The sequence below is a fragment of the Janibacter alkaliphilus genome, assembly GCF_013408565.1.
GTDB classification, from domain to species: domain Bacteria; phylum Actinomycetota; class Actinomycetes; order Actinomycetales; family Dermatophilaceae; genus Janibacter; species Janibacter alkaliphilus.
Genome location: NZ_JACBZX010000001.1, coordinates 2,983,526 through 2,997,420, shown reverse-complemented (window position 1 = coordinate 2,997,420; position 13,895 = coordinate 2,983,526). Strand labels below are relative to the sequence as shown.

Here is a 13,895-nt window from a genome sequence, read left to right as displayed (position 1 = left end):
CTCAGGAGTCGAAGGAGTGCTCGGGCCCGGGGAAGGTGCCGGCCGAGACGTCCTCGGCGTAGGTCCGGGCCGCCTGGGCGAGGGTGGAGCGCAGGTCGGCGTACTGCTTGACGAAGCGGGCACCCTTGCCGCCGCGCAGCCCGGCCATGTCCTGCCACACCAGCACCTGCGCGTCGCAGTCCGGTCCGGCGCCGATGCCGATCGTCGGGATGCTCAGCTCCTGGGTGATCCGGGCCGCGATCGGCGCCGGGACCATCTCCATGACCACGGCGAAGGCCCCGGCCTGCTGCACCGCGAGGGCGTCGGCGACGAGCGCGTCGGCCTGCTCGCCGCGTCCCTGGACCTTGTAGCCGCCGAGGGCGTGCTCGCTCTGCGGGGTGAAACCGATGTGCGCGCAGACGGGCACCCCGCCGGTGACCAGCCGCTCGATCTGCGGGGCCATCTCGGCGCCGCCCTCGAGCTTGACCGCGTGCGCCAGGCCCTCCTTCATGAAGCGCACCCCGGTGGCGTAGGCCTGCTCGGGGGAGCCCTGATAGCTGCCGAAGGGGAGGTCGGCGACGACCAGCGCCCGCCGGGCCGCGGTGGCCACCGCACGGGTCAGCGGCAGCATCTCCTCGACGGTCACCGGGAGCGTGGTGGCGTATCCCAGGACGTTGTTGCCGGCGGAGTCACCGACGAGCAGCGCCGGGATCCCGGCCTCGTCGAAGACCTGGGCGGAGTACATGTCGTAGGCGGTGAGCATGGCCCAGCGCTCGCCGCGCTGCTTCATCTCGTGCAGGTGCGGGATGCGGACCCGGCGCAGGGCGTTGGGCGCGGCGGCCGGGGTGGCGCCGCTGCCGTACGGAGCGGCCGTCTCGGCGGAGGTCTGCGGGGGCGTCTGCTCGCTCATGGCCCCAGCCTAGGCGTCAGGATTCTTCCTGCGAATCGTCAGAACTTCTTAAAGACGTCCGGCCGACGGCCCATCACGCCGGTGACTCTTGGTTGCATGCGCTTACCCCTTGTGGGCCACGCCACACGCACGAGAGAGAGTCCCCCGTGAAGAGATCACGCAGCACCCTGCTGACGGGCGCCGTCGCGGCGCTCGCCCTGAGCGCGGCACCCCTGTCCATGGCGGCCACCACCGCCCAGGCCGCCGACCAGCGCGTCACCGCTCCCACCCCCTCGCCGCCGGACCCGAGCACCGAGCCCGAGCAGGTCGACGACATCCCGCACCCGCTCGGCGAGCGTCAGCGGGCGCTGCGCGAGGCCGCGGTGGAGCAGCTGGTCACCGGCGAGGCCGAGGTCGAGACGAAGGCGGGCAAGAAGGTCATCGAGGTCGAGGCGGCGGACGCGCCCGACGACGTACGCGGCGCCGCCGCCCGCCAGCGCGGACCGCGCTACGTGCAGTACGACGTCGAGCGCACGGCGAACATCTTCACGATCCTCACCGACTTCGGCGACCGGACGATGCAGCCCCAGGGCGGCGAGGCCGGCCCGGTGCACGACCAGATCGAGAAGCCGGACCGGATCTGGGACGGCGGCGAGACCGACGACAACTCGACGATCTGGCGGCGCACCTTCGACCGGCAGCACTACCTGGACCTGATGTTCGCCGACGACAAGCAGTCGCTGAAGCACTTCTACGACAAGCAGTCCAACGGCCGCTTCGAGGCCACCGGCGACGTCTCCGACTGGGTCACCGTGCCGTACAACGAGGCCCGCTACGGTCACAACCCGGTGGAGGGCGACGGCACCAGCGAGGCCGAGGGCTACTGGGCCTACGTCCAGGACACGGTCGAGGCCTGGTACGCCGACCAGCGCGCCCAGGGCAGGACCAACCGGCAGATCAAGCAGTACCTCGCGCAGTTCGACGTGTGGGACCGCTACGACCACGACGACGACGGCGACTTCGACGAGCCGGACGGCTACATCGACCACTTCCAGGCGATCCACGCCGGCGAGGGCGAGGAGGCCGGTGGCGGCGCCCAGGGCGAGGACGCCATCTGGTCGCACCGCTACTACGCCTTCGACAACGACATCGGCCGCACCGGGCCGCAGGGCAACCTCAACGGCGGCGTGCAGATCGGCCGCTCCGGCATCTGGGTCGGCGACTACACCACCGAGCCGGAGAACGGCGGCCTCGGCGTCTTCGCCCACGAGTTCGGTCACGACCTCGGCCTGCCGGACCTCTACGACACCCAGGGCGGCGACAACGGCACCGGCTTCTGGGCGCTGATGTCCGGCGGCAGCTGGCTCAACCGGGGCACCGTCGACATCGGCTCCAGCCCCGGCTACATGGGCGCCTGGAGCAAGCTGCAGCTCGGCTGGCTGGACTTCGAGACCGTCCAGGCGCAGCGCCGCAAGCAGCGGGTCGACCTCGGCCCGGCGGCCAAGGACCACCGGGATCTGCCGCAGGCGGTCGCGGTGACCCTGCCGGACAAGACGATCACCACCGACTACAACACCCCGCACTCCGGGGAGAGCGAGTGGTGGAGCGGGTCCGGGGACAACCTCAGCACGACCCTGACCCGCACGGTGGACCTCACCGGCGCGCAGGACGCCGAGCTCTCGGCCTGGATCAGCCACGAGATCGAGGCGGGCTACGACTTCCTCGTCGCCGAGGTCAGCACCGACGGGCAGACCTGGGAGCAGGTCGGCGAGCTCGTCGACGGCGGCGACATGAGCTGGCGCGAGCACAGCTTCGACCTCTCCGAGCACGTCGGCGGCGAGGTGCAGGTGCGCTTCCGCTACCAGACCGACGGGGCGGTCACCGAGAACGGCGCCTTCATCGACGACATCGCCGTCACGGTCGACGGGTCCACCGTCCTGTCCGACGACGTCGAGAGCGGCGACAACGGCTGGAGCGCGGACGGCTTCACCCGCACCAGCGGGACCACCACCGAGGTCAAGACGCACTACTACCTCGCCGAGAACCGGACCTACGACGGCTACGACCGCTACCTGGAGACCGGCCCGTACAACTTCGGCTGGTCCAGCACCCGGCCGGACTGGGTCGAGCGCTTCCCCTACCAGGAGGGGATGCTCGTCTGGTACGTCGACAACCAGTGGGACAACAACAACACCTCGCAGCACCCCGGGCACGGCCTGGCGCTGCCGGTGGACGCGCGACCGGAGCCGATCACCTTCCGTGACGGCAGCCTGCTGGGCAACCGGCGCCAGCCCTTCGACGCCACCTTCGGCCGGCAGCGCACCGACGCGGTGACCTTCCACCGCAACGGCCAGCCCGAGCGGGTGCGCTCCTCGCGCGGCATCCCGATGTTCGACGACAAGGACGTCAACGGCTACTGGGACGCCGACAACCCGTGGGGCTCGACGAAGGTGGCCGGCACCGGCACCCGGATCAAGGTGGTCGCCACCGTCGAGGACGCGATGGTCGTGGACATCGACAAGCGGTAGCCGACAGCCCACGCCCGGACGGGCACGCGCACCCGTGCGCGTGCCCGTCCGTCCGTGGTGCCGGCGGCTGAGGCAGGATGGGCGCATGGATCGCCAGCAGGAGTTCGTCCTCCGCACCATCGAGGAGCGGGACATCCGCTTCGTCCGGCTGTGGTTCACCGACGTGCTGGGCACGCTGAAGTCGGTGGCCATCGCTCCTGCCGAGCTCGAGGGGGCCTTCGCCGAGGGCATCGGCTTCGACGGCTCGGCCATCGAGGGCTTCACCCGGGTGTACGAGGCCGACATGCTGGCCCACCCCGACCCGGCCACCTTCCAGGTGCTGCCCTGGCGCGGGGAGAACCCGGGCACCGCCCGGATGTTCTGCGACATCTCCCTCCCGGACGGCTCGCCGGCCCGGGCCGACGCCCGCTACGTGCTGCGCCGCACTCTGGACAAGGCCGCGGACATGGGCTTCTCCTTCTACACCCACCCGGAGATCGAGTTCTTCCTGCTGGAGACCGGCACCCCGCCGGGCCAGACCCCGGTCCCGGTGGACTCCGGCGGCTACTTCGACCATGTGCCGAAGGGGACCGCCCACGACTTCCGCCGGGCGGCCATCACCATGCTCGAGTCGGTGGGCATCTCGGTGGAGTTCAGCCACCACGAGGGGGCCCCGGGGCAGAACGAGATCGACCTGCGCTACGCCGACGCGCTGACCACCGCGGACAACATCATGACCTTCCGCACCGTGGTGAAGGAGGTCGCCATGGAGCAGGGCATCTACGCGACCTTCATGCCGAAGGTCTTCGCCGAGCACCCCGGCAGCGGGATGCACACCCACATGTCGCTCTTCGAGGGTGACACCAACGCCTTCTACGAGGCGGGCGCGCCCTACCGGCTCTCCACCGTCGGGCGGCAGTTCATCGCCGGGCTGCTGCGCCACGGCGGCGAGTTCACCGCGGTGACCAACCAGTGGGTCAACAGCTACAAGCGGCTCTGGGGAGGCGGCGAGGCCCCGGCCCACCTCACCTGGGGGCACAACAACCGCTCGGCCATGGTCCGGGTGCCGATGTACAAGCCCAACAAGAGCAACTCCTCGCGGGTCGAGCTGCGCAGCGTGGACGCAGCCTGCAACCCCTACCTCGCCTTCGCGGTGATGCTGGCGGCGGGGCTGAAGGGGATCGAGGAGGGCTACGAGCTGCCCGTCGAGACCGAGGACGACGTCTGGGGCCTGACCGACCGGGAGCGCCGGGCGATGGGCATCCGCCCGCTGCCGGCGTCGCTGTCCGAGGCGATCGACGCGATGGAGAGCAGCGAGCTCGTCGCCGAGACCCTCGGCGAGCACGTCTTCGACTTCTTCCTGCGCAACAAGCAGCAGGAGTGGGTGGACTACCGGCACCAGGTCACCCCCTTCGAGCTCGAGCGCCTGCTGCCGCGGTTGTGAACCCGGGCAGCGCGGAGACCGGCCGGCCGGCGCGGACCCTCGCCCGGCGCGGCTTCGCCGAGCCCACCAAGGCCGAGGGGCTGCTGCAGGACGCCACCCTGGCGCCGCTGGGGGAGCATCTCGACGAGCTGCTCGCCACGCTGGGCCGGGTGCCCGACCCGGACGCCGCGCTGCTCGGCCTCGTCCGGGTGCTGGAGTCGGCCGGCGGGGACGCCGAGCGGCTGCGCGGCACCCTCACGCAGGACGCGTCGCGCCGGCGGGTGCTCGGCGTGCTCGGCTCCTCGGCGGCCCTCGTCGACCACCTGGTCGCCCACCCCGAGCACTGGGACGAGGTGATCGACGCCCGCTGGCTGGAGCTCGACGAGCGGGTCGCGGCGCTCGTCGCCGAGGTGCGCGACCCCGGCGAGCTGGAGCCGCAGGACGCGCTGCGGGTCGGCTACCGCCGCCAGCTGCTGGGCATCGCCGCTCTGGACGTCGTCGCCGACGACCCCACCGAGGTGCTGCCCGAGGTGTCGGCCGCGCTGGCCGACCTGGCCTCCGCCGCGCTGGAGGCGGCGCTGGTGATCGCCGCCGACGAGCAGGGCGAGGACGCGGCGCGGTGCCGGCTGTCGGTGATCGGCATGGGCAAGGCCGGTGGCCGCGAGCTGAACTACATCTCCGACGTCGACGTCATCTTCGTCGCCGAGCCCGCTGACGGCGCCGACGAGGCGGCCGCGGTGGACGTGGCCACCCGCATGGCGACCCGGCTGATGAGCGCCTGCAGCGCCTCCACCGCGCACGGCTCGCTGTGGCAGGTGGACGCGGCGCTGCGGCCGGAGGGCAAGAACGGACAGCTGGTGCGCACCGTGGCCAGCCACCGCAGCTACTACCAGCGGTGGGCCAAGACGTGGGAGTTCCAGGCGCTGCTCAAGGCCCGCACCATGGCCGGGGACCGCGAGGTCGGCCAGGCCTACCTCGACGTGGTGCAGCCGATGGTCTGGGAGGCCGCCTCCCGGGACGACTTCGTCGACGACGTCCAGTCGATGCGCCGCCGGGTCGAGCAGCACATCCCCAACGCCGAGGTGGATCGCCAGCTCAAGCTCGGACCGGGCGGGCTGCGCGACGTCGAGTTCTCGGTGCAGCTGCTGCAGCTGGTGCACGGGCGCACCGACGAGACCCTGCGCTCGCGCAACACCCTGCGGGCGCTGGCCGCGCTCGGCGACGGCGGCTACATCGGCCGCGGCGACCAGCAGGTGCTCGGCGAGTCCTACCGGGTGCTGCGCACCCTGGAGCACCGGGTGCAGCTCTACCGGATGCGGCGCACCCACCTCATGCCCACCGGCGAGAGCGACCTGCGGCGGCTGGGCCGGGCGCTGCACCTGTGGGAGCGCCCCGCCGAGGAGGTGGTCGCGCTGCGCGCCGAGCGCTCCCGCGAGGTGCGCCGGCTGCACGAACGGATCTTCTACCGGCCGCTGCTGAGCGCGGTGGCCCGGCTCAGCCCGGACGAGGCCCGGCTGACCCCCGAGGCGGCCCGCGAGCGGCTGGCCGCGCTCGGCTACCGCGACCCCTCCGGCGCGCTGCGGCACATCGAGGCGCTCACCGGCGGGGTGAGCCGCAGCGCCTCGATCCAGAAGCAGCTGCTGCCGGTGATGCTCTCCTGGTTCGCCGAGGAGGCCGACCCGGACAGCGGGCTGCTCGCCTTCCGCAAGGTCAGCGAGGAGCTGAGCGACTCGCAGTGGTACCTGCGGCTGCTGCGCGACGAGGGCAGCGCCGCGGAGACCCTGGCGCACACCCTCGGCGCCAGCCGCTTCGCCGGCCAGCTGCTGCTGGTCAGCCCGGAGGCGGTGCAGATGCTCGGCGACGCCGACGGACGACGTCCGCGCGGCCAGGAGGACCTGCGGCGCCGGATGCGCGCCGCGGCCGGGCGTCGCGAGGACCCCGAGGCGGCCGTGGCCTCGATCCGGGCCATCCGGCGGGCGGAGATCTTCCGGATCGCGGTCGCCGACCTGGCGGACGAGCTCGACCTGGAGCAGGTCGGCGAGGCGCTCGCCGACCTGGCCGACGCCACCATCGTCGCCAGCCTCGAGGCGGTCACCCGGGCGGTGGAGCGGCGCCGCGGCCAGCCGCTGCCCACCGACCTGCTCATCGTCGGGATGGGCCGTCTCGGCGGCCGCGAGATGGGCTACTCCTCGGACGCCGACGTGCTCTACGTGCACGACCCGCACGAGGGCGCCGACGAGCAGCTCGCCCAGGAGATGGCCGCCGAGGTGGTCACCGAGCTGCGCCAGCTGATGGGCGCGCCCGGCTCGGACCCGCCGCTCGGGCTGGACGCGGACCTGCGCCCGGAGGGCAAGGCCGGGCCGATGATCCGCAGCCTCGCCTCCTACGCCACCTACTACGAGCGCTGGTCGGAGACCTGGGAGGCGCAGGCGCTGCTGCGCGCCCGCCCGGTCGCCGGCGACGACGACCTGGCCCGGCGCTACCTCGAGCTGGTCGACCCGATCCGGTGGCCCGCCGACGGGCTCACCGGCGAGCAGGTCCGCCAGGTGCGCCGGCTCAAGGCCCGGATGGAGGGGGAGCGGCTGCCGCGGGGGGCTGACCGGCGCACCCACTTCAAGCTCGGCATGGGCGGGATCAGCGACGTCGAGTGGAGCGTGCAGCTGCTGCAGCTGCAGCACGCGCACGCCCTGCCGAGCCTGCGGACCACGCAGACCCTGCCGGCGATCGCCGCGGCCGCCGAGGAGGGGCTGATGAGCACCGAGGACGCGGCCGTGCTGCGCGCCGCCTGGTCCACGGCCAGCCGGCTGCGCAACGCCGGCATGCTCTTCCGCGGACGACCGGTCGACTCGGTGCCCTCCGACCTGCGCGACGCCGACGGGATGGGCCGGATCGTCGGCCTGGCCCCGCTCTCCGGCTCCGACCTGGCCGACGCCTACCGGCGCACCGCGCGGCAGGCGCGCAGCGTCACCGACCGGCTCTTCTACGGTGAGCAGTGACCGCGGCGAGGTGACCGGAAGGGCGTCGGCGCGGGCGACCTAGACTGTGCCCATGCTCGCAACGATCGACCTGCGGTCCGCCACGCTCGGACCCCGCCGGCTGCGCGAGGTCATGCCCCGGGCCGAGTACGACGTCGAGGCCGCGCTGGAGACCGTGCGGCCGATCTGCGACGACGTCCGGGACCGCGGCGCCGAGGCCCTCTACGACCTCGCCGAGCGGTTCGACGGGGTGCGCCCGACCCACCTGCGGGTGCCCGCCGAGATCCTGGCCCTCGCCCTGGAGCGGCTGGACCCGGACGTGCGGGCCGCCCTCGAGGTCTCCATCGAGCGGGCCCGGCGCGTGCACGCCGACCAGGTGCGCACCGACACCACCACCGAGGTCGCCCCGGGCGGCACCGTCACCGAGCGCTGGGTGCCGGTCGACCGGGTCGGGCTCTACGTGCCCGGCGGCCGGGCGGTCTACCCCTCCTCGGTCGTCATGAACGTCGTGCCCGCGCAGATCGCCGAGGTCGGTTCGCTCGCCGTGGCCAGCCCGCCGCAGCGGGACAACGTCGGCGAGCTGGCCGGCTACCCGCACCCGACGATCCTCGCCGCCTGCGCGCTGCTCGGGGTCGAGGAGGTCTGGACGATGGGTGGCGCCCAGGCGGTCGCCGCCTTCGCCCACGGCGTCGTCGGCACCGACGGGGCCACCTGCGAGCCGGTCAGCCTGGTCACCGGCCCGGGCAACATCTACGTCGCCGCGGCCAAGCGGCTGCTCAAGGGGCTCATCGGCATCGACTCGGAGGCCGGTCCCACCGAGATCGCCGTGCTCGCCGACGCCTCGGCCGACCCCGAGCTGGTGGCCGCCGACCTGGTCAGCCAGGCCGAGCACGACCCGCTGGCCGCGTCGGTCCTGGTGACCGACGACCCGGCCCTGGCCGAGGCGGTCGACGCCGCGGTGGCCCGGCGCGCCGCGGCCACCAAGCACAGCGAGCGGGTGAGCACCGCCCTCACCGGCCGCCAGTCCGCGGTCGTCCTCGTCGACGACCTCGACGCCGGCCTGGACGTGGTCAACGCCTACGGCGCCGAGCACCTGGAGATCCTCACCGAGGACGCGCCCGCGGTCGCCGCACGGGTCCGCAACGCCGGGGCTGTCTTCGTCGGCCCGTACAGCCCGGTCAGCCTCGGCGACTACGCCGCCGGGTCCAACCACGTGCTGCCCACCGGCGGCTGCGCCTGCCACTCCAGCGGCCTGTCGGTGCAGTCCTTCCTGCGCGGGATCCACGTCGTCACCTACGACGAGGCGGCTCTGACCGAGGTCGGGCCCGCGGTGGTCACCCTGGCCCAGGCCGAGGACCTGCCGGCGCACGGCGAGGCCGTCACCGCCCGCACCGACCCGGGGTCGGGCCGATGAGCGCGATCACCGGGCTGCTGCGCGAGGAGCTGCGCGGGCGCACCGCCTACGGCGCCCCCCAGCTCGACGTGCCGGTGCAGCTGAACACCAACGAGAGCTCCTACCCGGTGCCGGAGCCGGTCGTCGCCGCCGTGCTGGCCGCGCTGGAGGGCGAGCTGCGCGGGCTGAACCGCTACCCCGACCGGGAGTTCACCGCGCTGCGCGCCGCGCTCATCGACTACCTGCAGCTGCAGGCCGGGGTGCGCCTGACGCCCGAGCGGCTGTGGGCCGGCAACGGCAGCAACGAGGTGCTGCAGCACCTCGTCCTGGCCTTCGGCGGGCCCGGTCGCACCGCGCTCGGCTTCACCCCCGCCTACTCGATGCACCCGATCATCACCGAGACCCTCGGCACGACCTGGGTGGACGGGCGCCGCGAGCCGGGCAGCTTCGACCTGACCCCGGAGTCGGCGGTGGCCCAGGCGGCCGAGGTCGACCCGGACCTGGTCTTCCTCTGCTCGCCGAACAACCCCACCGGCAGCGCGCTGCCCTTCGAGGTCATCGAGGCGATGCTGCAGGCCGCCCCCCGGGCGGTGGTCATCGTCGACGAGGCCTACGCCGAGTTCGCCCGGCCGGGCACCCGCAGCGCCCTCGAGCTCGTCGAGGAGCACGAGCGGCTCGTCGTCACCCGCACGATGAGCAAGGCCTTCACCCTCGCCGGTGGCCGGCTCGGCTACCTGGTCGGCCACCCCGACCTCGTCGACGCGCTGCGGCTGGTGCGGCTGCCCTACCACCTGTCCACGCCCACCCAGACGATCGCCCGGGTCGCGCTCGAGCACGCCCCGGCGCTGCTCGGCACGGTCGAGGCGATCAAGGAGCAGCGCGACCGGCTGGTCGCCGAGCTGGCGGCCCTCGGGCTGCCGCCCGTGCCCAGCGACGCCAACTTCGTCCTCTTCGGCGGGCTGGCCGACGCCCCGGCGACCTGGCAGGCGCTGCTGGACGACGGGGTGCTGGTCCGCGACGTCGGCATCCCGCACCACCTGCGGGTCACCGCCGGCACCCCCGAGGAGACCGACCGCTTCCTCGAGGCGGTCGCCGCACTGGCGCCGACCCACCGCGAGGTCGCGGACCCGCCCGCCTCGCCGGAGGCCGTGCCCGCGGCCGCCGCACCCCCGAGCCCGCACGCACCGACCACCCAGGAGCAGCCGTGAGCAGCGCCGCCCGCACCGCCACCGTCAGCCGAGGCACCTCGGAGAGCCGGGTCGAGGTGAGCGTCGACCTCGACGGCTCCGGCCGTGGCGAGGTGCGCACCGGCGTCCCCTTCTACGACCACATGCTCCTCTCGCTGGCCAAGCACAGCCTCATCGACCTCACCGTCGTCGCCGACGGCGACATCGAGGTGGACGCCCACCACACCGTCGAGGACGTGGCGATCGTGCTCGGGCAGGCTGTGCGCGAGGCCCTCGGCGACAAGCGCGGCATCGCCCGCTTCGGCGACGCCACCGTGCCGCTGGACGAGGCCCTGGTCCAGGCGGTCGTGGACGTCGCCGGGCGCCCCTACGTGGTGCACACCGGCGAGCCCGAGGGGCAGCAGTACGTGCTCATCGGCGGGCACTACGTCGGCTCGCTGACCCGGCACGTGCTGGAGTCCTTCGCGATGAACGCGCAGATCGCGCTGCACGTCCGGGTCCTCGGCGGCCGCGACCCGCACCACATCGTCGAGGCCCAGTTCAAGGCGCTGGCCCGGGCGCTGCGCACCGCGGTCGCGCTCGACCCCCGGGTCAGCGGCATCCCCAGCGCCAAGGGCGCGCTCTGAGCGTGGCCGACCCCGCCGCCCGCGGAGTCGGTCTCGTGCTGCTCTCCGGCGGGGCCGCCCGCGCGGCGGAGTGGGTCCGCCGCGGGGTCGTCCCCTGCCACGTCGGGGAGCACCCGGCCTGGACGATGGTCACCCCGGCGAGCGCGGTCACCGCCGCCGCGGCGCCCTACGACGACGCGCTCACCCTGCTGGCGTCCCGGCACGTCGGCCCGCGGCAGTCGCCGACGATCGGGCTCTTCGTCATCGACGATGCCGCGGTGATCACCGCGCAGGCCGCCGGCTGGCGGACCGTCCGGCGCTGGGCGCTGCGCGGCGTCGAGCGCGAGGTCCGGCCCGGGCCCGAGCTGCCGGCGCTGCGCCCGCAGGACCTGCACCGGGTGCTCGCCTCGGCGGCGCCGCAGCGCCGGATCCGGCTGGCCGAGATCACCGACCTGTGGCGACGCACCGACCTCACCCAGCGCGAGTGGCTGGTCGAGGCCGCCCAGGTGCTCGGTCTGCCCGGGGCCCGGGTGCTCTCCGGCCAGGACCCCGCACCAGGCCCGCGGATCGACCCGGACCCCCGCGCCGTCGGGGCCTTCGAGACCGTGGTGAAGGATGTGCAGCCATGAGTCAGCAGCAGGTCGTCGTCCTCGACCACGGCAGTGGCAACGTCCGCTCCGCGGTCCGGGCGCTGGAGCACGTGGGGGCCGCGGTGACGCTCACCGCCGACCGGGAGGCGGCACTGGCCGCCGACGGTCTGCTCGTCCCCGGCGTCGGCAACTTCCACGCCTGCATCGCCGGGCTGCGCGGCGTCGGCGGTGGCGAGATCATCGATCAGCGCCTGGCCGACGAGCGTCCCGTGCTCGGCGTCTGCGTCGGCATGCAGGTGCTCTTCGAGGGCTCCACCGAGCCCAGCGGCGACCCGCAGCCTGGCCTGGCCCGGTGGCCCGGCCAGGTGGTCCGGCTGGAGGCCGAGGTCGTCCCGCACATGGGCTGGTCACCGGTCACCCCGGCCGAGGGCAGCACGCTCTTCGCCGGCCTGGCGGGGGAGCGGTTCTACTTCGTGCACTCCTACGCCGCCGCCTCCTGGCCGGACGACGCCGCCGCGGGCGGCAGCGCCCGGCCCTCGTGGGGCCAGCACGGCTCCCCCTTCGTCGCGGCCGTCGAGGACGGCCCGTTGTCCGCCACGCAGTTCCACCCGGAGAAGTCCGGGGACGCCGGGCTGCACCTGCTGAAGAACTGGGTGATGTCGCTGTGACCCGTCCGACCACGACCGAGCCGGCCGCGCCGCGGCTGGAGCTGCTGCCCGCCGTCGACGTCACCGAGGGCCAGGCCGTCCAGCTGGTCCAGGGCGTCGCCGGCAGCGGCGGCCAGTTCGGCGACCCGCTGCGGGCGGCCCAGGAGTGGCAGGACCAGGGCGCCGAGTGGTTGCACCTGGTGGACCTGGACGCCGCCTTCGGGCGCGGCTCGAACGCCGAGCTGCTCGCCGAGATCGTCGGACGCCTCGACCTGAAGGTCGAGATGAGCGGCGGCATCCGCGACCAGGAGAGTCTGGAGCGGGCGCTGGCCACCGGCTGCCGCCGGGTGAACATCGGCACCGCCGCGCTGGAGGACCCGGAGTGGACCGCCCGGGCCATCGCCGAGCACGGCGACCGGGTGGCCATCGGCCTCGACGTGCGCGGCACCACCCTCGCCGCCCGCGGCTGGACCAGCGAAGGGGGCGACCTCTGGGAGACCCTCGCCCGCCTCGACCGCGAGGGCTGCGCCCGCTACGTCGTCACCGACGTCGCCAAGGACGGCATGCTCGCCGGGCCCAACCTCGAGCTGCTCAGCCAGGTGTGCGCGGCGACCGCGGCACCGGTCGTCGCCTCCGGCGGGGTGACCACCGTCGACGACGTCACCGCGCTGCGCGGCCTCGTGCCCGAAGGGGTCGAGGGCGCGATCATCGGCTCCGCGCTCTACAAGGGCACTGTCACCCTGGGCGAGGCGCTCGACGCCGCGGGGCGGCCGTGACCTCCGCCGGCGACGGCGGCTACCCCGGCTCGATCGGCGGGGCGGACTCCGGCGGGGTCCCGTGGAAGGGACGCAACCTCCCCGACGCCGGCTTCGCCGGGGACGACGGCAACGCCGACCCGGCCCTGCTGGACGCGCTGACCAGCGGGGACGACGCCGCGGTGATGGCCCGGCTGCCCGGGGTCCGCCTGCTCGTCCCGGTGACCGCGGTGGCGGCCGAGACCACCACGGGTGCGCACGGGCAGACCGCCGACGCGCAGAGCGACATGGCGGTCATGCTGCTGGAGCACCCGGACGGCCGGACCGCGCTGCCGGCCTTCACCTCCCAGGCGGCGCTGGCCGCCTTCGACCCGCAGGCCCGGCCGGTGCCGGTCGTCGCCGAGCGGGCGGCAGAGGCGGCGATCAGCGAGCGGGCCGACCTCATCGTGCTGGACTGCGCCGACGCGCAGGCCCGGGAGGTCCGGGCGAGCATGGTCTGGGCGCTGGCGCAGCGCCGAGGCTGGCTGCCGGCGCACGCCGACCCCTTCGTCGCCGGGTCGCTGGAGCGAGCGGTCGCGGAGGTGCCCGAGATCCGCGACCACGAGCTCGCCGAGGGCGAGCCCGCGGGCACCGGCGTGCTGCAGGTCGAGCTCACCCTGGTACCTGGGCTCAGCGGGCCGCAGGTGCAGCAGCTGGTCACCGCGCTGGGGGAGCGGCTGGCCGCCGACGGCGAGCTGCGGGCCCGGGTGGACGGCCTCGCCTTCCGGGTGCGCTGAGGCAGGCGCGCCGCTGCGGGCACCTGTGCGGGGGCGCCGAGGCGGGCGGTCTGCGGGAATTTCCGCGGGCCGACCAGCGCTGCTACCCTTGAGGCCGACCGGCTACCTCCAGGTCGTCCCGGTGCCCTCCAGGCACGGGCTGACGACGATCACGGGGGCAGCGCAAGAG

General features: G+C 74.0%; 11 protein-coding genes. 10 read left to right on the top strand and 1 reads right to left on the bottom strand.

Annotated elements, in window-relative coordinates; genetic code table 11:
• Position 1 precedes the first annotated feature (1 nt).
• Positions 2–889 carry a 3-methyl-2-oxobutanoate hydroxymethyltransferase gene (panB, locus tag BJY28_RS14170; RefSeq protein WP_179463571.1) on the bottom strand — a complete coding sequence of 296 codons (888 nt, stop codon included), beginning with the start codon at positions 887–889 and terminating at the stop codon, positions 2–4.
• Positions 890–1,035: 146 nt separating this feature from the next.
• Between panB and BJY28_RS14165 the strand changes: the two genes are divergently transcribed.
• From BJY28_RS14165 to BJY28_RS14120, 10 genes are all read left to right on the top strand, one after another.
• Entirely contained in the window at positions 1,036–3,396 is a 2,361-nt protein-coding gene (locus BJY28_RS14165) for an immune inhibitor A domain-containing protein (RefSeq protein ID WP_343037135.1), read from the top strand.
• A gap of 85 nt (positions 3,397–3,481) precedes the next feature.
• Positions 3,482–4,819: a glutamine synthetase family protein gene (locus BJY28_RS14160; RefSeq protein ID WP_179463570.1), complete on the top strand. Its 1,338-nt coding sequence runs from the start codon at positions 3,482–3,484 to the stop codon at positions 4,817–4,819.
• Positions 4,816–7,794, top strand: coding sequence for a bifunctional [glutamine synthetase] adenylyltransferase/[glutamine synthetase]-adenylyl-L-tyrosine phosphorylase (locus BJY28_RS14155; RefSeq protein WP_179463569.1), 2,979 nt, complete (start codon positions 4,816–4,818; stop codon positions 7,792–7,794). Before BJY28_RS14160 ends, BJY28_RS14155 begins: the two co-directional genes overlap by 4 nt.
• A 52-nt stretch (positions 7,795–7,846) precedes the next feature.
• Entirely contained in the window at positions 7,847–9,187 is a 1,341-nt protein-coding gene (gene hisD, locus BJY28_RS14150; protein WP_179463568.1) for a histidinol dehydrogenase, read from the top strand.
• A complete protein-coding gene (locus BJY28_RS14145) occupies positions 9,184–10,374 on the top strand; it encodes a histidinol-phosphate transaminase (RefSeq protein ID WP_179463567.1) in 1,191 nt (396 codons plus the stop codon). The genes hisD and BJY28_RS14145 overlap by 4 nt, the downstream gene beginning before the upstream one ends.
• The gene (hisB, locus tag BJY28_RS14140) at positions 10,371–10,979 is read left to right on the top strand and encodes an imidazoleglycerol-phosphate dehydratase HisB (protein ID WP_179463566.1); all 609 of its coding nucleotides are present in this window, start codon (positions 10,371–10,373) and stop codon (positions 10,977–10,979) included. The genes BJY28_RS14145 and hisB overlap by 4 nt, the downstream gene beginning before the upstream one ends.
• Positions 10,980–10,981: 2 nt before the next feature.
• Entirely contained in the window at positions 10,982–11,587 is a 606-nt protein-coding gene (locus BJY28_RS14135) for a hypothetical protein (protein ID WP_179463565.1), read from the top strand.
• Complete coding sequence (gene hisH, locus BJY28_RS14130; RefSeq protein ID WP_179463564.1) at positions 11,584–12,216, top strand: imidazole glycerol phosphate synthase subunit HisH; 633 nt, start codon at positions 11,584–11,586, stop codon at positions 12,214–12,216. The genes BJY28_RS14135 and hisH overlap by 4 nt, the downstream gene beginning before the upstream one ends.
• Positions 12,213–12,971, top strand: a complete 759-nt coding sequence (gene priA / locus BJY28_RS14125) for a bifunctional 1-(5-phosphoribosyl)-5-((5-phosphoribosylamino)methylideneamino)imidazole-4-carboxamide isomerase/phosphoribosylanthranilate isomerase PriA (RefSeq protein ID WP_179463563.1) — start codon at positions 12,213–12,215, stop codon at positions 12,969–12,971. The genes hisH and priA overlap by 4 nt, the downstream gene beginning before the upstream one ends.
• Positions 12,968–13,726 carry an SseB family protein gene (locus BJY28_RS14120; RefSeq protein ID WP_343037134.1) on the top strand — a complete coding sequence of 253 codons (759 nt, stop codon included), beginning with the start codon at positions 12,968–12,970 and terminating at the stop codon, positions 13,724–13,726. Before priA ends, BJY28_RS14120 begins: the two co-directional genes overlap by 4 nt.
• Positions 13,727–13,895: the final 169 nt, after the last annotated feature.